Genomic DNA, 20,788 nt, shown 5'->3' with positions numbered 1-20,788 from the left:
TGTTATGAGTGTACGCATTGTTGCGTAATGTACAAAGTGTAAGCTGCTATTTTTTTGACGCAGTTAACGCTTGGATTGCTGAATTATACCATTATTTTAGATTATTAATTAAGTTATGATCTTGCAGCTGCTGCAATAGGAAGTTAATTGTAATATCTGCAGTGGGTTGGTGGATGAGTGCTTGTTTTTGTTTTATTTCTATAGGTAATATTTCTAGCCAACGTTGGCTTATTTCTGGTATTGATAGCAACAATAATTTGAGTCTATCATCCCTAAGGCGAATGCCTCATTATTTGCGATTGCCTCGGTTACCATTCGAATATCACAGACTCTTGAAATAATAATTTTTAACCGTCCTCCGGGTAATAAATGTCCATTATGAGGTAATAATGCGATGGTATTCATAGTTTATCCTTGTCGTCTTTACACCTCTTACAAGAAACTTTATAAGGCTAGCACGATATATTTAATTGAGGGCAAGTATAAAAAGTGGCTAATTGTTAATTTGTTTCATAAATTTTCGACTAAAAATATGGGAGCAATCTCATATTCGAATGCTCGATGTATCATATGCTGTTGCAATGAGCATAAAATAGCTCGTCAAATGATTGACATTACTAATGGTAAATATTTGGTGTGTTTTTAGTTGTTATGGATAATATCTGGAGCATAAGCTATGACGTCAATAAAAGATGATTACTTGAATTATTTATCTAAATTTGGCCAACAAGAAAAAAGATCTATGTTTGGTGGTACCGGCATTTTTATTAATAGTGCTATGTTTGCTATTGTAACGCCGACCTCAATGTATATTCGTGGAGGGAATGAACTTGATGAAAAATTAATTCGTTCTGGCTGCGAAAAGTTTAGACATATAAAAAAAAGTAAAACAGCTACCGTTAATTATTATGAAATTAAAACCCTATTTTTAACGGATCAATCTCAATGTGATTCATTTGTCGAAGAATCAATTGCTTTTTCTTGTCGTGATAAACATTTTAGATCTTCTGAATCAAATCGTCGTTTGCGTGATTTACCGAATATGCGCTTAACATTAGAGCGAATGGTAAAAAAAGCTGGTGTTTTGGATGTAGATACTTTTTTGAATGCGGGTGCCGTTAATGTCTTTAGGCGTGTGTGCGAACATAATGGCCAAGAATTAGATCATAAACTGTTATGGATATTTGCTGGTGCTATTCAGGGGGGGCATTGGCAGTTATTAAGTGAAGATCACAAACAACAATTACTTGATGAATATCGCCAACAAACACATTAATAAAGACTAGCTAATTGATAATGTAAGCCTATATAAGATGATGTAGCTGAGAAGCTGTGATTTTTTTGCTATGCTGGTAGCAATTATGTTGTTGTGGCTAAAGTATGCAATTATCTAAGTTATCAGGTTCTGTTCTTTCTGGATTACATTGTTTTTTGATTGCAGCAGATCAAATGAGTTTTACTCGAGCTGCTGAGATTTTGTGTTTAACACAAAGTGCGGTCAGTCATAAGATTAAAAACCTTGAAGATGTCTTAGATGTTCAGTTATTTATTCGACAACATCGTAAGTTAGTCTTGACCGACGAAGGTCAGCGTTTAAAGCTAGTTTTAGCATCTAATTTCGGCAATATTATTCATGAAATTCGTGATTTAAAAAGTACGGAGCTATGTGGTGATTTAACCGTTTCAGCTCCTCCGACTTTCGCTCAAACATGGTTAGTGCCTCGTTTGACGTCTTTTATTGAAAAATATCCAAACCTACGCATTCATTTACGTACAAGAAATGATTTAGTTGATTTTCAGATCGAAAGTTATGATTGTGCGATTTATTTTGGTAATGGCCTTTATCCTAATCTTGCGGTAGATAAATTACTTGAAGAGACCATGTTTCCTGTGTGTAGTCATGATTACGCATTAAAGAATAAATTGTATAACCAGCCTGAAAATTTAATGCATTGCTTATTGTTACATGATGCTGCGCCATGGGCGAGAGCTGGCAGAAATGATGAGTGGCAATTTTGGGCTCAATATTTCAATGTCGCATTACCTGATAATAATTGTACGTTTGATCGGGCTGATTTAGCCATCAAAGCCGCTACGACAGGTATGGGTGTGGCAATGGCTAGACAATCGTTTGTTGCAGAGCAATTAGCGACATCCCGTTTAGTGTCACCTTTTGATATGACAATGAGTTCGGCACATAGTTACTATGTTGTCTGCCGTAAAGAGATGCAGACTTCGCCAAAAATAAAAGCATTTAAAGATTGGTTATTTAGTGAGATTAATAACTAGACTTCAGTAACCCAACTGATCAAAAAAGGCGCACCAAGCGCCTTTTTGGTGAAACATATTCTTTATTTTTATTTAATAAGCTCGTTACCTGATAGCTCATCTTTTTCAAAGTGAGATAGACTTTCTAATGTTGTTTGCGCAATACTGCCCAGAGCTTCTTCGGTTAAAAAGGCTTGGTGGCCTGTAAATAGTACATTGTGACATGATGATAAACGACGGAAAACATCATCTTGAATAATGTCATTTGATTTATCTTGGAAGAATAAATCCTTTTCGTTTTCGTAAACATCAACACCTAACGCACTAATAATACCGCTTTTAAGTGCTTCGACGGCATCACTTGAGTTAAGTAAGCCACCACGGCTGGTATTGATTATCATCATTCCTCGACGCATTTTTGCAAACGCTTTACGGTTTAGCATGTGATAGTTTTCTTTGCTCATTGGGCAATGAAGGGTGATCACATTTGCTTGCGCGTAAATTTCATCAAGGGTGCAGTAGGTAACACCAAGTTCTAGCGCAATAGGGTTTGGATAAGGGTCATAAGCAAGAATATTCATGCCTAAACCTTTTAAAATTCGAATTGTTGCAATACCAATTCGACCAGTACCAATAACACCGACAGTACGGCCATGGAAGTTGTAGCCCGTTAAGCCTTCTAATGAAAAATTGGCGTCGCGAGTCCGTTGGTAAGCACGGTGGATTCGGCGGTTAAGGCTTAACATTAATCCCAGAGTATGCTCGGCAATAGACTCTGGAGAATAAGCCGGAACAGTGACGACTTGTAAATTTAATGCTTTTGCCGCGTCAAGATCAACGCGATCAAAGCCAGCGCAACGCATTGCGATAATTTTCACCCCTTGCTCGGCCAATATTTTGAGAACAGGCTCGCTAAGGTCGTCATTAACAAAAGCACAAATAGCATCAAAGCCTTCAGCCATTTTTGCAGTGTGATGATTGAGTTGAAATTCAAAATAAGTGAGCTGTTGATGGAATTGTTTATTAGTATGAGTAAATGATTTTTGGTCATACCCTTTAGTGCTAAACACAGCTATTTTCATAATATCACTCCAAAAACACAATTTGTTATTCAGTCATTATTAAGTATAAAGCCTTAATATCTGACTAACTTACACGGTTATTATGTGATCAAGATAACAACTTTGTTGTAAATAGCAAATCATTTGTATGACAAAGTAACCGAGCGAAAATAACGGTTATGGTTATGCTGCTGTGGCTAAGTGGTTCATGTTATGATTTAGATTGTTCGTTGCAACTTACTTTATTTTTGGGATTCAATATGTTGAAAAAAATTCTTGCTAGTGCAGGCGCTGTTGCGATTATTGCGTGTGGTCCATTGGCAACGGGTCAAATTGGACAGAGTATCTATATGGGAGCGGTTGAAAACTACCATAGTCCTTATTTGTCTATCACCAATAAAAGTTTTGAACGCGGTTATTTATCTTCAAATGCAGTGTCTCGTATTGAACTTAAAGATCAATTAAAAGCAGAGTTTGCAGAGCAAGGCTTACCGACGGTATGGTTAGTCAACCATCATATTGATAATGGCTTTTTAGGGGTCAAGTCAACCAGTGAATTTGTGATTGATAAACAGTTAGCACCGTTGGTTAACAAAATTTGGGGTAAAAATATTGCACCAATGCAAATCGTTACTGATTCTGGTTTTACAGGGACAACCCATTTTGTTATGACGATAAATCCAATGGATTATACGCATGATGATGGTGTAACAGCGATCAGCAAAACATTAATGGTGAAGGGGGAATTTGATCCTGAGAATGGTAAGAGTCAATTTAGTTATAATCTACCTGAATTAACTATTGCTACCCCAGATAAAGAAAGCATGGTCGTAAAAGGCATTAATGGTGAAGGCAAAGGTCAAATGCAAGGTAACTTTTGGATTGGACATCAAACCTTCAGTTTAGAACATGCCAAATTTACAACGGCTGATCAGCACCAATTTATTGACATTAATGGTGTTAGTGTTGCAATGAATAATGCGTTAAGCCAGCCAAGTGGTGAGAAAACACCGACAGAAGATACACTGCAAGTTACTAATACAAATACGATTCAAGTGGCGAAACTAACTACACTTGATGGTCAACATTATCAAGATGTTGCCTTTAAGCTTGCGTTAAAAGGTTTAAATTATAAAGCAATTAGTCAGTTAGCTGCGATGGAACAGTCTTCACAAGCGACTCAAGATCCAGCTCAAATTAAACAAGCGATGTTAGCATTAGATTTATTGATTGCTCATGGTGCGACGGTTGATTTATCACAGCTTAGTGTTAAGACGCCTGAGGGAATTGTTAATGCCCAACTGCTGCTCAAAATTAAATCAGGGTTAGAGCATGCTTCTACCCATTTGATTGCTGTAACAGATCAATTGAGCGGTAATATCAATATTGTGATTCCTGAAGCGTTAGTGGTTAAAGAGCCGTTGTTGGCCGCGAAGTTACCAGTATTAGTGAATCAGAAAATTGTTACTAAGCAAGATGGTAATTATCAATTACAGGTGAAAATTATGGCTGATCAATTGGAATTTTCTTCTGGTAAAAAACTATCATTAGCAATGATGGCACTATTCCTGCAATAATCTTAATTTAGGTCGGTTTAGATTATAAACAATAAAACGCTTACTTTTTGAGTAAGCGTTTTTTATATATAAAGTGTTAATTATCATGATATTAAACTTTTTCTTGATAAATATGTTTAAAATGGAACATTGATATTTAGTAAATCTAAATATTTAGACTTAACTTAATGTTATAGGTGTTGGTTTATTTTAATTAACATATCAAAGGATTAAATATTATCCACAACAGGATACAGTATGGTGGGGGAAGCTATGGAATCATTAAAAGTAAAAGACTATATGAATATTCGTCCGGTTACATTTTCTGAAAGTATGTCGTTATCCGCAGCATTAGATAAATTGCTAACAGCGAAACAGATTGGTGGACCGGTTATTAATGAGCATAAGCAAGTAGTCGGTTTTATATCAGAACAAGATATGATTCATAAACTGCTTAAAGTGGGTTATCACTGTCAAGATAGTCATACTGTTAGTGAGTGTATGCGGGTTGATGTGTTAACCGTGTCTGGGGATGACACTATCATTGTGCTAGCTGAAACTATGACTGGGCAAAAGCCTAAAATATATCCTGTTGTTGATGATGGCCGGTTGGTGGGGGTCATAACGCGCCGTGATGTGTTAACGGCAATTAGTAATCAAATTGGGGCTTGCTTTAAGCATCCATTGTGATCAATATATAATCATATTTGTAGATTTGTAATTAAAAAAGGCGCTCTGAGCGCCTTTATTTTTGATTATTATGGGCTTGTTTTATGGCGCCATAATACCTATTTGGAGACATTGTGAACAAAGAAAATACAGCAGAAAATAGCCAGGCTAAATTTTTAACGGGTTCTATTATGCGCCATATTGTGGTGATGTCAGGAACGGGTGCAATTGGTTTAATGGCGTTGTTTTTAGTCGATTTGCTCGATATGTTTTTTATTAGCATGTTAGGACAAATAGAACTTGCTGCTGCGATTGGCTTTGCTGGGACTTTAGTCTTTTTCTCTACTTCAATGTCTATCGGTACATCTATTGCTGCAGGAGCCTTAGTCTCACGAGCGCTAGGTAAAAATGATCGTCAACAAGCGCGTATGATAGCGTGTAATGTGATGATTTTTGCTGTCATCATCAGTATTGTTGTTGTGAGTTTGATGTTGTGGCAGTTGCCACTGTTACTTGACTTAATTGGCGCTAAAGGGGCTGTGGCTGATGCTGCTACCCAATATTTAGTGATTTTACTGCCCAGTGCACCATTGATTGCGGTGTCTATGTCTGCAGGGGCGGCATTACGTGGCGTGGGCGATGCGCGGCGTTCAATGATCGCAACACTCATTGGCGGTGGCGTTAATGCGGTCTTAGATCCTTTGTTCATTTTCGGCTTATCAATGGGCATGCAAGGTGCGGCAATTGCATCGGTGTTTGCGCGATTAGCTGTTATGTGTTTTTCCTTGTATGTCATAGTCTATAAGCATCAATTAGTTGCTAAACCTGATCTTACTAGTTTTAAACTGGCATTACCGACCGTGGCTAAAATAGCTTTTCCTGCAATACTCACCAACACCGCAACCCCAATTGGTAACGCTGTCGTGACCAGTAATATTGCCCATTTTGGTGAAAGTTTTGTCGCGGGCTATGCCGTTATTGGACGCATTATGCCGGTTTGTTTTGCGTTAGTTTTCTCATTATCAGGGGCCGTTGGACCGATTATTGGTCAAAATTTTGGTGCAGAACGATGGGATAGAATTAATCAAATATTGCGTGACGCGATGCTATTTACGGCGGTTTATTGTGTTGGTGTTTCGCTGTTACTTTGGTTTGGGCAAGGTATATTAATTGAGATGTTTAGCCTCACTGGTGATGCGGCTGAAATTGTCGGTATATTCTGTAGCTTTATTGCTGTGACCTTTATTTTTAATGGTGCATTATTTGTGGCAAATGCAGCCTTTAATAACCTTAATCGACCAACCTGGTCAACGGTTTTAAATATAGGTAAAGCGACCTTAGGGACAATACCTTTTGTGTTAATCGGCGGACATTTGGCAGGAGCTGGTGGCGTGTTAATGGGTCAGGCCGTTGGTTCGGTTGTGTTTGGTATTATCGGTTTTGGTTTAGTTATTCATCAAGTCAAGAAGATGGGGCTAACGCATGAACAACAACTGCTAGATGAGAATGACATCTTGACCCCATCGGTACCAGTTACACCATTTTGTTCTTCACGTACTTATATGGGAACCGAAGATGTTTTGGATGAGGTATTGGGCGTTGATGTTGAGCACAACTGTATTACCGCTGAGCCCAAAAAGTAAGTTATTAAAAGAATATTGGTTATGTGAAGTCGCTTATATGTAACTATATTTTTGATAAAGATGGGATATTTTTACCGAAATGTGATCATTGTTTTATCTAATGAGTGATTATTTCATCACTTTATTGATCTAACGCGATGAAAAAAGGCTTATAGCCAGCGACAATAATAATACTAACAATTATTTGCTTGTGGATGAATGTTAATCGCGACTGCTGTTATCCGCTATCGTTAGTAATGTTAGTTTAGCCATTACACTTCACCTTTATATTAAGGAAAATAAAGGTGATGGCGTCTTTATTGTTTAAGGGAATAATGCACTATGCGTCAAAATCTTCGCTATATCATACCGATTTTAATTCCACTATTTATTTTATTGCTGCCAGCTTCCGCTTTTCCTCTTGAAGGGTTAACAGTCATTCAGCAACGTGTTATTGCTATTTTTCTATTAGCCGCATTGTGTTGGGTGATGGAGCCTATTCCTATCTACGCAACATCTGTTGTGATCATTGTGTTGGAATTATTGTTACTGTCAGATAAAAGCCTGTATTTATTTAGGCTTGAGCAAGGACAGCCTCATTTTGGCAGTTTAATGAGTTATAGCGAGATAATGGCGACCTTTGCCAGTCCGATTATTATGCTGTTTCTTGGCGGTTTCTTTTTAGCCATGGCGGCAACCAAATACCGTTTAGATGTCAACTTAGCGCGAGTGTTATTAAAACCATTTGGACACCAACCTAAATATGTCATGTTTGGCTTAATGCTGATCACGGCTATTTTCTCTATGTTTATGTCAAACACAGCCACAACCGCAATGATGCTCTCTATTTTAGCGCCAGTTATTACTTTGTTTAGCGCCAAAGATCCGGGAAAAATAGCGTTTGCTTTATGTATTCCAGTTGCGGCTAACATTGGTGGTATTGGCACGCCTATTGGTACTCCTCCAAATGCGATTGCGTTGAAATACCTGACCGGAGAAAATCTGATCACTTTTGGTGAATGGATGTTCTTTGGTGTGCCATTTGTAGCGGTGTTATTGGTATTTGCATGGTGGTTGATTAATAAACTTTATCCTGCAACTCAACAATCGATTGAGCTGACAATTCAAGGTAAGTTTCTTAAAACGCCAAAAGCGATCACGGTTTATGTGACATTTGCTGTCACCATTATTCTATGGTTAATGGGGTCAATGCATGGCATGAATTCTTATACTGTTGCATTAATTCCAGTGGCTATTTTCTCGTTAACGGGGATCATCAATAAAGAAGATCTTAAGAAAATATCATGGGATGTTCTATGGCTGGTGTCAGGGGGTATTGCGCTTGGTTTAGCCTTGGATAAAACCGGTTTAGCAAAATTAGTCGTGCATAGTATTCCATTTGATATTTTCTCTCCTTATGTGGTCTTGCTTGGGGCGGCGATATTGTGTTTATTGATGGCTAACTTTATGTCACATACCGCAACGGCAAACTTATTAATGCCAATTATGGCGGCATTAGGAACATCGATGGTGTCGTTAACGCCTTTAGGTGGTGAAGTGACATTGATTTTAGTGGTTACTTTTGCAGCATCGCTTGGTATGTCATTACCGATAAGTACGCCTCCCAATGCGTTAGCTCATGCAACAGGGCATGTTGAAAGTAATCAGATGGCTCGCGTTGGCGTTATTATTGGTGTTGTGGGGGTGTTATTGAGTTTTGTGATGATTTGGGGACTACAGGTCATCGATCATATTTAAGGATAATGAACTTAATTCAAGGATGCTGGCATGAATCAACCAAAAGCATTGCGCCGAATCATCGATACCTATTTTCAAGATCCTACTACGACCATGGCTGTTGTCGCGGGCACTGAGGTTTTACGTCAAGATGGGTATAACGATCGCTTATATTGGGTAAAACAAGGTGAGCTATCGGGGTATTTAAAAAGCGAAGAAAATGATTTAAGTGCCCAAGTGTTTGTCGTGAAGGAAGGGATGTTTTTTGGCGTTCACAGTTTTTTTGCACAAACACTTGTTGCGTCAACGACAGTTGTTGCCGAAAAAGACAGTGAAATTGCTTGGATTGATTTATCAACGCAAGCGATTGACTCTGAACATTATGGTTCATTAGCTGAACAATTTATGCCTGTGATGGTACATGAGTTGGCAATGCGACAAATGCTAACGGGGATTGCGGCATTAGAAAAAGAAAAAGCATTGCAAAAATTGTATGCCACTGAACAAATGACGACCTTAGGTCAATTAGCCGCTGGTATTGCCCATGAACTCAATAATGCTATTGGTGTTATTAGCAGTAAAACGGAGAATATCCAAACCGCGATTAGTCAGTTTGTTGGTGATAACCAGCCACAAATGATGCCATTTTTACAACATGGTATCGATCACGGTCAAACAATCAGTTCTGCACAAGTGCGTGAGCGTACCAAGGTATTACAACAGCAATATAATTTGAGCCGAGAACAAGCACGTACACTTGCACGGGCACTACCGAGTGGGGAGGTGCCTGCTAATTGGCTTGAAGATATTAATGCTGCACTTGAATGTTGGGACACGGGGCGTGATTTACGTGATATTCGATTGGCGGCTCGCCATGCCGCAAGTATTGTACGTTCGGTAAAACAACTTGGTGGCGGTGATCATGCTCGCATACCCAATGTTGATATCAATGATACGCTTCATAAATCATTAGCGTTATTACAAAGTAATTTGCGAGCGGTGGAGGTCGTACTTAGACCTGCAATTTTACCGCCAGTAACCGCAAGCGTTACTGAGTTGGTGCAGGTTTGGGTTAACCTAATTAAGAATGCGTGCGATGCAATGGAACACACCGAAAGTCCACAAATTGAAATAGCAACGCGAAGTGTAAAGAATAAGTTGCTAGTTACGATCACGAATAATGGACCAATAATCGATGAAACCACACGACGTAAAATATTTAATCCCAACTTTAGCACCAAGAAGGGGGGATTATCGTTTGGTCTAGGACTGGGACTGGCCATTGTACAACGTATTGTAAATAGCTACGGTGGTACGATAGCGGTTAAAAGTGATCATCAATATACGACATTTAGAATTAAGCTACCGATAATGTAAGGGACTGTTATTATGGAAAAAATCACTATTATTTGCGTTGATGATCAACGTGAAGTGTTAAGTGCAGTATTAAAGGATCTTGCTGAATTTGAGCCATATTTTTTATTGGAAGATTGTGAATCAGCCGATGAAGCATTAGCGTTGATAGATGAACTGGATGCTGAAGGTCAATTTATTGGGGTAATTATTTCTGATCATGTTATGCCAGGAAAAAGTGGTGTTGAATTGCTTACTGCGGTGGCAAACGATAGTCGCTTTATTCATACCAAAAAAGTGTTATTAACGGGACAGGCGACCCATCAAGATACCATTGCGGCGATCAACCAAGCCCGTATTGAAAGTTACTTTGAAAAGCCATGGGATGCAGAAGTGCTTACTAACTGTGTGCGAACATTAGTGACAGAATACATTTTTGACATGGGATTAGATTATACCCTTTGGGGTGATATTGTTGATAATACAACTGTTTTACGACGTTTACGGTAATTAAACTCTGAGGGTGCGAGGGGATGTTTACTGGTTTTTGATAATTATTATTATGTGTTAATGGTAATAGGTCGCTATTTTTCTTGACCTTGGACTTAACTCAAAGGTTTATAATTATCAACAGTAAAACCTCATAGCACCCAAGGAGAACGATATGTGTGCTCAATGTAATAATAAAAAAGACCATATTCATACTGCAAAATCAACGGTTGCTAATAAAGCGACTGTTACAGTAGTTGCTGCAACCGCGGATTGCTGTTCAAGCGTAAGTGTTGATTGCTGTTCAAGCGTAAGTGTTGATTGCTGCTCGACCAATAAAGATTCTGAAGGGTATGGTGATAATGATACTGAAGGTCCCGCGGCGGGTGGTTGTTGTTCAACGACAACCCATAATACCATCCATCCAGTAACAAAAAAAAATAGCTTTACCATTACTGGTGTACATGTTGCAGCCAGTGATAAACCTGCAAAAAATAATACACATCATGATCATGATGTAGATGCCACGAGTGTGCACCAACATGATGTTCATGATCATAGCGCTCATGGTAAAACGTTTAGCTGGAAAGTACTAGGCATGGATTGCCCTAGTTGCGCCGCTAAGCTTGAAAAGTCCATTATGTCATTAGCTTCAGTCGACACGGCTAAAGTGATGTTTGCGACTGAAAAACTGATTGTAAATATTCATGATAATCAACAAGCAGATATTGAAAGCCTAAAATCGGAGATCGAAAATAAATCACAACAGACAGGTTTTACCTTAGTTTCTACTGCTACAAAAACCGCAGATTTACCTACTCAATCTTTTTTACATCAACACCTCTCTGTGATCGTTATTGCAATGATGATGGTGATTGCCTTTATTTTAAATAAAATGGTTTCGGCAGAAGCTGGGCTGTTAGCGTTTACGTTGACGACCATTGTTGGTTTATTCCCTATTTTAAAAAAAGCGGTTGTTTTAACCAAATCAGGAACACCGTTTTCGATTGAAACATTAATGTCAGTGGCGGCGCTTGGTGCTTTATATCTTGGTGAAACGGCAGAAGCGGCCATGGTTATCTTTTTGTTCCTTATTGGTGAACAACTAGAAGGTTATGCGGCTTCTCGTGCACGTAGTGGCGTTAAAGCATTGATGGATTTAGTACCAGAAGAAGCCACGGTAATTTTGGCTGATGGCACAAAAACCAAACTTGCAGCTGCTGAGTTAAAACCTGGTGATGTGATTGAAGTGGTACCGGGAGAACGTTTACCGGCTGATGGTCAAGTGTTGGATGTTATCGCCAGTTTTGATGAAAGTGCATTAACAGGGGAGTCCGTGCCAGTTGAGCGTACACTGGGCGAAAAAGTCATGGCGGGTAGTATGGCATCGGATAAAGTGGTGCGATTAACCATTATTTCAGCGCAAGGCGATAATGCCATCGATCGTATTTTACATATGATTGAAGATGCTGAATCACGTAAAGCACCATTAGAACGTTTCTTGGATAAATTCAGCCGTTGGTATACGCCAAGTATGATTTTATTGGCTGCGCTGGTGGTTATTATTCCACCACTGGTATTTGGTCAATCGTGGGATGAGTGGATTTATAAAGGCTTAGCATTATTATTGATTGCTTGTCCGTGTGCATTAGTTATCTCTACTCCCGCAGCGATTACATCAGGTTTGGCTACGGCGGCACGTCGTGGTGCATTAATTAAAGGGGGAGCGGCGTTAGAACAACTGGGTCATATTGAAGTGGTTGCGTTTGATAAAACAGGTACGCTGACTGAAGGTAAACCTGTTGTAACAGATATGATTTGTTGGGATAACGACGACGAGAAATTATTACGTCAAGCTGCAGCTATTGAAGCGGGTTCATTGCACCCATTAGCCAAAGCCGTGGTTAATCGCGCGAAACAACAGCAGGTCACTGTGGTTGAAGCAACAGAGCGAGAAACCTTGGTTGGTCGTGGTATTCAAGGCATCACCGAAGGCGATAATTTCTTATTATGTGCCGCTGATCGTTTGCCCGCGGCTATTGTTTTAACACCGGCTCAACAGCAACAAGCAACAGCGTTAGAAAATGAAGGCAAAACGTTGGTGGTTGCGGTGCGTAATGCACAAGCTGTTGGTCTTGTTGCATGGCGAGATAATTTACGTGACGATGCATTAGTTGCGATTGAAAAACTTAAACAGCTTGGTATTAAATCCGTAATGCTAACGGGTGATAATACTCGGGCTGCCGCTGCAATTGCGAAAGAGATCAATATTGATTTTCGTGCCAGCTTATTACCTGCTGATAAAGTCACTGAAATTCGTAAATTGAATGACGAACATAGTGTTGCCATGATTGGTGATGGTATTAATGATGCGCCGGCAATGAAAACTGCAACTATCGGTATTGCGATGGGCGGCGGTACTGATGTTGCACTGGAAACAGCCGATGCAGCCATTACGCATAATCGTCTTGCTGAATTGCCAGTAATGATTGAGCTATCGCGAGCAACCTTAAATAATATTCGTCAGAACATTGGTCTTGCTCTTGGGCTTAAAGGTATTTTCCTTGTCACAACGATATTGGGTGTAACGGGACTGTGGGTCGCGGTATTAGCGGATAGTGGTGCAACAGCATTAGTGACTTTAAATGCGTTACGCTTATTACGTTTTAAACCTAAGCAATCATTGGGTGAATAAATAATATTATTCGCTGAATAACGAAGAGCAGAATGGCTTCAACACCATTCTGCTTTTTTATTTATGGTTATTATTGAATACCAATAAAAGCGGTAAACGTTATGCTGAAGTTACGATTTTTTTGTGATGAACTCGATAGGAAAACGTTTTGCCGTGATCTTTGTTCAATTAATTTGTAACTAAAAATTATATTGCTTTTGGTTAATGTGATTTAACTCACTAAAAACAGTCTCAGCTTCCGTTATCTTGACATCAGATTTTGACAGACGTTGTTGTTATGTTGCGTATTACGTTTACTGTCAAGAAACACAAAAATTAACGATAATTATCCATCTCTGTTCCTACAATCAGAGCGATTAAATTTAAAGGGTATCATTATGTCTGACAATAAAGTGTTCCACCTAGGTGTTAATAAAGCGGATCTTAACGGTGCTGAGTTAGCAATTATTCCTGGTGATCCTGCTCGTGTGGAAAAAATTGCCAACCTAATGGAAAACCCTGAATTCCTAGCAAGTGCACGTGAATACACTGTATACCGCGCGCAGTTAGATGGTAAGCCTGTTGTTATTTGCTCTACTGGTATTGGTGGTCCATCAACATCTATCGCTGTTGAAGAGTTGGCACAACTGGGTGTTAATACTTTCCTTCGTGTAGGTACAACAGGTGCTATTCAACCAAACATTAACCCGGGTGATATGATTGTAACAACAGGTTCTGTACGTCTTGATGGTGCAAGCCTTCACTTTGCACCAATGGAATTCCCAGCGGTTGCTGATTTCACTGTTGCAACAGCCATGAAGCAAGCATGTGATGATGCTGGTGCGACAGTGCATACTGGCGTTACTGCTTCTAGTGATACTTTCTACCCAGGCCAAGAGCGTTACGATACATTCTCAGGCCGCGTAGTACGTCGTTTCCAAGGCTCTATGAAAGAGTGGCAGGAAATGGGTGTGCTGAACTTTGAAATGGAATCTGCAACACTATTAACTATGTGTGCAAGTTCTGGTTTACGTGCAGGTTGTGTTGCGGGTGTTATTATTAACCGTACTCAAAAAGAAATTCCTGATCACGCAACATTAAAAGCAACTGAAGCGCGCTCAATTAAGATTGTTGTTGAAGCTGCACGTCAAATGCTAACTAAATAATACGTTTTCAATAACGCGATTTATTTAATAAGTATGTTAGAAAGCCGATAGATTACTGTCGGCTTTTTTGCGTTAACAGCATGCAGATATAATACCAACAACACGATAATACTATGACGCAGTGAGGAAATTTAACCATTAGATTGTTTTTGTTGTAGGATAGTATTTCGTTGAGCTTAGTGAAGTTATAAACATGATTGATTATAAAATTATATTTCCAAATGGACATCAAGCGACCATAGCATTACCTATCTCTCCTGTATTACAGATGAAGATTGCTTACTTAGATGATGTATTTGTTGTAAGAGATATTATTGCAACTGTAGGGGAAAATATGACGACGGTAACACTTGTCTTAGATGAGGGTCAGCACCATACACAGAAGCCACAAGCAGCAGGGATTGTTTTTAATCGACTTGGATAATTCAGGCCAAACAGCATTAAGCGATTCTCAAAATTTGATGAAATAAAGAGGCCTTAAAGAAGGCCTTAAAGAAGGCCTTAAAGAAGGCCTTTTTTGATCGTTATTCTTTTTTATTAATGCAAGATGGCTCGCGATTTAGGCTGGGTTATGTGCCTGACCACCAGCACCTTTAAGCCAATCATGTAGATGAGTGTATAACTCTCCTAGTTGATCTGGGCCAATGATCGCTAGTCCTAAATCTTGAGCTCGAACAAGATCATGGTGACGCAAAGGACGGAAGCTCACTAGCATTGCACGTGCTTGTAGGCCACCTAGCAAGTCACGTAAGGATTCTAGTTTGTACAAGGTATCATCGCCATCATCACGCATACCTTTGGTCTTACATTCAATGATATGCAGTTTATTATTGACGATAGTTGCTACATCAAGTTCATTACGTACTTCACGCTCACCAATTTTACGGTAAACCTGCACACCTAAAGAGTGATCTTGAATAGTGGGTAACTCATTTTGAATCGCACGAACTGTACTGTGAACAAGGCTTTCTAACCACTCGCCATTAGCAAATCGACGTGCTTCTTCATGTTTAAATGTCAAAATACCATCGTGATATGTCGCAAGACCTGTTTCTTCGAGATCGGTTAGAAGTGTACCAAGTTCTTTATAACCTTGCTGCTTTTCACTTAACTCAACAGTTAGCACTTGCTCTTTACGACATGTAGTTGCTAGGTAGTTAAGCGTTGCTAAGCCTGGGCCTAATTCTAATGCAGAACTCGCCCAACGTTGCCCGAGCTCCCATAACTGATCGTTAAGAGATTCTGGCATTGGATTATCAGATAGCTCACAACGCGCACCAAAAATAGTTAAATAATCAGAAATTTGAATACGATCTTGTACTTGTTGTTGTTCGCGATCATTGGGGAATAACCAGCACATTTCATCACTGAATGGTTCAATGACATAGATTGGCCAATGAAAAGAGCGGAAAACTTCATAAGCGGATAATAAACGGTGACGTAAACCACAGCTTGCATTAAACCAAACATCACGGCTGTCTTGTTTTAATTGGTCGGCAAGTTGGTTCAAACGTTGTCTAATTTGGGTGACATTGATAATGTCGGGAATAATGAAAAATTCAACAATAATATTACGTGACGTTAAAATAGAAGCGAGTCGATCATATTGTTGTTGTTGTTTTTCTGTACCAATAAATACCATTTTATCGGCAGGTACGGCTTCGTCTAATAATGGAGTGATCAGACGGACTGGATCTTGATCAATAATGCCAACATGAGTAATCATAATAATCCTTAATGCGCCCTACATACTGGGCGTAATGTTGTGATGCGCATTAAATAAAAGAAATGCAAAAGTAAGTATGCGCACACATCTATAAGGTAAGTATATGAGGTTTTTTAGCGTAAAATTCAAGTCAAAATTTAGAGGTTAATAATTTACATATAAGGCAGAAACATTACGTATTCAGTTATTTTGTCTAATAGTCTATTTTTAGTCGTTTTTTTTATCTAAATATTAAAAATTTCTAAAACGCCATCAATATTAATGGCGTTTTTTTTGTTGGAAACATAGTTATCAATAATAAATTATATGCTTGGTGGTGTTGGTAATTGCGATGCTAATAGCCAAATCGCCAGTATGAAGAAGATTAAGCCCATAAATTTATGCTGGTTATTACGGAAATTTTCATTTTTAAGTAATGACTGACCGAATACACCAATGGTGGTAATAAGGAATAAATTAAATAATAACCCTAAGACATTAAGTAATAATCCAAGTACTAACATTTGTTCACCTGATGATGTTGCTACATGAGTTGAAACAAACTGTGGTAAAAACAAAACAAAGAAAATGAGTGCTTTAGGATTAAGTAGATTGGTAAATACAGCTCGACGATAAAGTGTCGATGCCATTTTATTTGAATGCTCTAATTCTTGAGGAGCGTCATCAGGGTGAGTGCGCATGCAATCCCAGCCCATTTTTAATAAATATGCGCCGCCAACTAAACGTAAAACATGTAAAGCGATTGGATTCATTGCAATAAGCGCTGATACACCAAGAGCCGCTAAAATAGTTAATAAAATACCAGAGGTTGCATTACCTAAACTTGCATAAATACCGACTTTGCGACCGTAAGTTAAGCTTGAGCTGGCAATAAGTAGCATGTCAGGTCCTGGAATGAGCAGTAGAGCAATCACAGCGGTGAGGTAAAGAGGTAATACATTTAAATCAATCATGGTAAAAACAACGTTATAGTGTAGAAGTCTATATTTTACACAATAAATAGTTCCAATCCATGAGTTACAAGCAATAGAGGGTGTTTTTTACTGCTTTGACTTGATTATGTATGTTAATCGTCTGTTTTACGTTATTGAGTTGTTAATAGCGATGGTTTTTTGGAAATGAAGCTAGGTATAGGACTGATCACTAACAATAAAAAATACCGTTGATGTGATCAGTGAATGGTAGGCTTTGTTGGTCTATTTTTGACTAACGTTGATTATGCTTTCTTGCTGTGGAAATGAAAACGCTCATGAAAGTAAGCTTTTAGATGCTCTTCCATATTGTGAACTTTATTATCAATTGCATCACACAGTACAGCATCATTGTTCATTGCATTTACGCGGTTAATGACCATTTCTTCGATGGCGGATTTTTGTGCTTCTGTTAGTTGTGGTTGTTGAGTTGTCATTATTTTTATCCTTAGAGAAGATATGAACTCATAAAATATAACGCGTTATGCATAATATCGATAATTATTTAAATAAGGAACATTTGCAAAAATTGTTTACGGATAAAGTAGCTATATCTGTGCGCTATAGTCTGTGATTTATCTTCCAAAATTGGACTTAATCGCCCTCATGAGTAGAATGGCCGCTCACAAGATTGGTACGTTTTTTTAAGGCACGGTTATAAATGGGTAATAACGCGATGAGAAGTAATTTTGAGTTGTTAGCTCCAGGTGGCGATATAGAGTCGATTAAAGCGGCTATCGTTGCGGGGGCGGATGCTATTTATTGCGGCTTAGATAATTTTAATGCCCGTAATCGTGCAACCAATATTACTTTTGAAGATTTAAATGGCATTGTTCGTGTTGCCCATCAACGCGATTGTAAGATTTTTCTTACGCTTAATATCATGATCCTTGAAAGTGAAATTCCAGCGGTTATTCGATTATTAAATAAATTAGTTAACACTAAAATTGATGGTGTGATCTTACAAGATTTAGGGTTGTTTCATCTTATTAAACAGCATTTTCCAACCCTTGATGTGCATGCTTCAACGCAAGTTAATAGCCATAATGAAGGCCAAATTTTATTTATGGGGCAGCTTAATGCAAGCCGTGTAAACTTATCTCGTGAACTGAATATCAAAGAAATAAAGCACTTAGCACAATTTGGACATCAACATAATGTGTTAATGGAAGTGTTTGTTCATGGTTCATATTGTATTGGTTTTTCTGGTTTGTGCTATATCAGTTCGGCTAAAAATGGTAACTCAGGTAACCGTGGTCGCTGTAGTCAACCTTGTCGAGATCAATACCAAACTACCGCCGTTGGTAAAGATTATCCACTCAATATGAAAGACAATTCTGCGTTTTCAAATTTAGAAGTCTTAGCGGATGCTGGGGTGTATTCATTGAAGGTGGAAGGACGCATCAAAAAATCACATTACGTTTATACCGTCGTCGATAATTGGAGTCGTCAATTAGATAACTATTGTAATCAAAAGCCATTATTAGCGGATACACGTGAGTTATATACTGTCTTTAATCGCGATTTCTCTAACTCATATTTAATGGGTGATATTAATAAAGCGATGTTTATCGACAATCCACGTGATAACTCTGTCGATCACTTTGCACAGATTGCTGATGCTAAATCTGAGACAGAAATTCAAGCGGTTAAACGAAAGTTATATGATGATAAAACCACTATTATCAAAACCGTTGAAGAACGAATTGCAGATTTAGACATTAGTTTATTAGCATTAGAGCTGACGATTATCGGTCAGGTTGGACAGCCGTTAATTATTCAAGTAACGACACCGTTACAACAGTTTGAAGTCACATCAACCTCGTTATTACGTCAATCAGATAATACAGTGCTTGATAGCGATTGTTTTGAAAAACGCTTCCGTAGTTTAAATAATGGTGAGTATTTATTATCACCAATAGATTTGAGTCAGTTAGCAGCAGATGTCGTGGTGCCATTTAAAGAATTAACGCAAATGCGCGATCAGATTGCCTGCGTCTTAAATGGTAATCAACCTTTAGTTGAAGCATTTGAGTTACCTAAAGCTATCCGTAAGCCTATTGTTGAGATGACACCACGATTATCAGTTCTGATTGCTAATCCTGCAGATATTGAAGCTGTGAGTCAGCCTGATACCGCAGTGTATTATCAATTGCCAGAAGCGATGGCAATGGAAGGGTTAAAATTAGTTAGTCTGTTCCAAGACAATCCGCATCTTATTCCTTGGTTCCCTGCGATTTTAATTGGCGAAAATTATCAAGCTACTGTGACGTTTCTTGAACAAGTTAAGCCATCGCGTATTGTAACCAATAATAGTGGTGTCGGTTATGTGGCGCATCAGTTAGGTTTAGCGTGGGTAGCTGGCCCTCAAATGAATATCAGTAACAGTTTGAGCCTTGAATGCTTACAGCAAGAGTTTGGTTGTGTCGGGGCGTTTATTTCTAATGAGATCAAACGTTCACAAATTAAACCCATTGCAGCCCCTGCTGGGTTTGAATTGTATTACAGCATTTATCACCCGATGATGTTGCTAATGAGCCGTCAATGCTTATTCCATCAAACCGTAGGCTGTAAGAAAAAGCGTTTTGATGATAAGTGCTTACGTAAATGTGATAAGTCAGCATCGATCATTAATCTTACTGAAGCGTCATTTGTGGTTGATAAACAGCGCGGTGATCATAATGCGTTATATAGCCCTGAGAACTTTTTAAACTTGGATATTGTGACTGAAATTCAGAATAAGTTTACGGGTTTTATGATTGATTTACGTGATATTAAAACGGAAACTGAAGTGAATGCTGATAAAGCAATGGTTGTCTCTTTGTTTGATACCTATATCCATGGTGATATCAACGCTCGACAAATACTAGAGCAAACCATTGTTGGCACTATTTGCCAACAATATAAAAAAGGTCTGTAATTCAGATGAATAGGATATTTCATGGTAGACGTAAACATTGTTGCTTTTGATGAAGTAAATAAAGAGAGTATTCGTTTAGTACGTGAGCTGGTATTTATTCAAGAGCAACACATTGATCCTGAAATTGAGTTTGATGGCTTAGATACACAAGCGGTGCATGTGCTGGTGGTTGATGGTGAACAACCATTAGGGACCGGGCGTATTTTAGCAAATGGACACATTGGTCGTATTGCGATTATGCAGGCTGCTCGTGGACAAGGATTGGGTGTAAAAGTAGTACGAGCTTTAGTGGAATATGCTAAACAGCAAGGTTATCCGAAGGTTGATCTTGGTGCTCAAACCCATGCTGTCGATTTTTACTGTAAGCTAGGTTTTATCCCATATGGTGATGAATTTATAGAAGCTAATATTCCCCATCAAGCGATGGAAATGCTATTAGAACACCCATAAATCGATAGCTTAGTATCGATTTTCTTCAATAAAGAAAACGCAGCTTATTTTATCAATCTTGTGTGAGTAAGATGGTTTAAAATTACTGCGTTTTTATCGACTGTTAAGATCTTAGCCTCTTAGAAT

At 38.6% G+C, this 20,788-nt stretch carries 18 protein-coding genes; 13 read left to right on the top strand and 5 right to left on the bottom strand.

Going from position 1 to position 20,788, the window contains the following annotated elements:
* Positions 1–228: 228 nt before the first annotated feature.
* A complete protein-coding gene (locus tag Q0V26_RS07490; RefSeq protein ID WP_297480093.1) occupies positions 229–405 on the bottom strand; it encodes a hypothetical protein in 177 nt (58 codons plus the stop codon).
* Between the two features lie 271 nt (positions 406–676).
* On the opposite strand from Q0V26_RS07490, the gene Q0V26_RS07485 reads away from it, so the two are divergent.
* Both Q0V26_RS07485 and dsdC read left to right on the top strand, forming a co-directional pair.
* The gene (locus tag Q0V26_RS07485) at positions 677–1,276 is read left to right on the top strand and encodes a TfoX/Sxy family DNA transformation protein (protein WP_297480090.1); all 600 of its coding nucleotides are present in this window, start codon (positions 677–679) and stop codon (positions 1,274–1,276) included.
* A 104-nt stretch (positions 1,277–1,380) separates the two neighbouring features.
* Positions 1,381–2,289 carry a DNA-binding transcriptional regulator DsdC gene (gene dsdC / locus Q0V26_RS07480; protein WP_297480086.1) on the top strand — a complete coding sequence of 303 codons (909 nt, stop codon included), beginning with the start codon at positions 1,381–1,383 and terminating at the stop codon, positions 2,287–2,289.
* 68 nt (positions 2,290–2,357) lie between these two features.
* Here dsdC and Q0V26_RS07475 read toward each other — a convergent pair whose 3' ends face one another.
* A complete protein-coding gene (locus Q0V26_RS07475) occupies positions 2,358–3,350 on the bottom strand; it encodes a 2-hydroxyacid dehydrogenase (protein ID WP_297480083.1) in 993 nt (330 codons plus the stop codon).
* A gap of 239 nt (positions 3,351–3,589) precedes the next feature.
* On the opposite strand from Q0V26_RS07475, the gene Q0V26_RS07470 reads away from it, so the two are divergent.
* From Q0V26_RS07470 to Q0V26_RS07430, 9 genes are all read left to right on the top strand, one after another.
* Positions 3,590–4,906, top strand: coding sequence for a DUF945 family protein (locus Q0V26_RS07470; RefSeq protein WP_297480081.1), 1,317 nt, complete (start codon positions 3,590–3,592; stop codon positions 4,904–4,906).
* Between the two features lie 252 nt (positions 4,907–5,158).
* Positions 5,159–5,575 carry a CBS domain-containing protein gene (locus Q0V26_RS07465; protein WP_297480079.1) on the top strand — a complete coding sequence of 139 codons (417 nt, stop codon included), beginning with the start codon at positions 5,159–5,161 and terminating at the stop codon, positions 5,573–5,575.
* Between the two features lie 170 nt (positions 5,576–5,745).
* Positions 5,746–7,197, top strand: a complete 1,452-nt coding sequence (locus Q0V26_RS07460; protein ID WP_297480130.1) for an MATE family efflux transporter — start codon at positions 5,746–5,748, stop codon at positions 7,195–7,197.
* Positions 7,198–7,518: 321 nt separating this feature from the next.
* Entirely contained in the window at positions 7,519–8,934 is a 1,416-nt protein-coding gene (locus Q0V26_RS07455; RefSeq protein ID WP_297480076.1) for an SLC13 family permease, read from the top strand.
* Positions 8,935–8,964: 30 nt separating this feature from the next.
* Complete coding sequence (locus Q0V26_RS07450) at positions 8,965–10,290, top strand: ATP-binding protein (RefSeq protein WP_297480073.1); 1,326 nt, start codon at positions 8,965–8,967, stop codon at positions 10,288–10,290.
* A gap of 12 nt (positions 10,291–10,302) precedes the next feature.
* Positions 10,303–10,776 (top strand): response regulator, encoded by a 474-nt coding sequence (locus tag Q0V26_RS07445; RefSeq protein ID WP_297480072.1) that lies wholly within the window; start codon positions 10,303–10,305, stop codon positions 10,774–10,776.
* Positions 10,777–10,930: 154 nt separating this feature from the next.
* A complete protein-coding gene (locus Q0V26_RS07440; protein WP_297480069.1) occupies positions 10,931–13,450 on the top strand; it encodes a zinc/cadmium/mercury/lead-transporting ATPase in 2,520 nt (839 codons plus the stop codon).
* Positions 13,451–13,827: 377 nt separating this feature from the next.
* Positions 13,828–14,595, top strand: coding sequence for a uridine phosphorylase (udp, locus tag Q0V26_RS07435; RefSeq protein ID WP_080157836.1), 768 nt, complete (start codon positions 13,828–13,830; stop codon positions 14,593–14,595).
* 193 nt (positions 14,596–14,788) lie between these two features.
* The gene (locus Q0V26_RS07430) at positions 14,789–15,019 is read left to right on the top strand and encodes a hypothetical protein (RefSeq protein WP_080157835.1); all 231 of its coding nucleotides are present in this window, start codon (positions 14,789–14,791) and stop codon (positions 15,017–15,019) included.
* Between the two features lie 135 nt (positions 15,020–15,154).
* Here Q0V26_RS07430 and Q0V26_RS07425 read toward each other — a convergent pair whose 3' ends face one another.
* The 3 genes from Q0V26_RS07425 to Q0V26_RS07415 all read right to left on the bottom strand — a co-directional run bounded on the left by Q0V26_RS07425 (position 15,155) and on the right by Q0V26_RS07415 (position 17,729).
* On the bottom strand, positions 15,155–16,321 hold the full coding sequence (locus Q0V26_RS07425) for a DUF1887 family CARF protein (RefSeq protein ID WP_297480063.1): 1,167 nt from the start codon (positions 16,319–16,321) through the stop codon (positions 15,155–15,157).
* A gap of 302 nt (positions 16,322–16,623) precedes the next feature.
* Positions 16,624–17,274, bottom strand: coding sequence for a LysE family translocator (locus Q0V26_RS07420; RefSeq protein ID WP_297480060.1), 651 nt, complete (start codon positions 17,272–17,274; stop codon positions 16,624–16,626).
* 263 nt (positions 17,275–17,537) lie between these two features.
* A complete protein-coding gene (locus tag Q0V26_RS07415) occupies positions 17,538–17,729 on the bottom strand; it encodes a hypothetical protein (protein WP_297480059.1) in 192 nt (63 codons plus the stop codon).
* A 239-nt stretch (positions 17,730–17,968) separates the two neighbouring features.
* Between Q0V26_RS07415 and Q0V26_RS07410 the strand changes: the two genes are divergently transcribed.
* Positions 17,969–20,212, top strand: a complete 2,244-nt coding sequence (locus Q0V26_RS07410) for a peptidase U32 family protein (protein ID WP_297480056.1) — start codon at positions 17,969–17,971, stop codon at positions 20,210–20,212.
* Positions 20,213–20,233: 21 nt separating this feature from the next.
* Positions 20,234–20,662: a GNAT family N-acetyltransferase gene (locus Q0V26_RS07405; protein ID WP_297480054.1), complete on the top strand. Its 429-nt coding sequence runs from the start codon at positions 20,234–20,236 to the stop codon at positions 20,660–20,662.
* Positions 20,663–20,788: the final 126 nt, after the last annotated feature.

This window comes from uncultured Photobacterium sp. (assembly GCF_947039875.1).
In the GTDB taxonomy this organism is placed as follows: domain Bacteria; phylum Pseudomonadota; class Gammaproteobacteria; order Enterobacterales; family Vibrionaceae; genus Photobacterium.
This window is presented reverse-complemented; position numbering and strand designations above follow the sequence as displayed.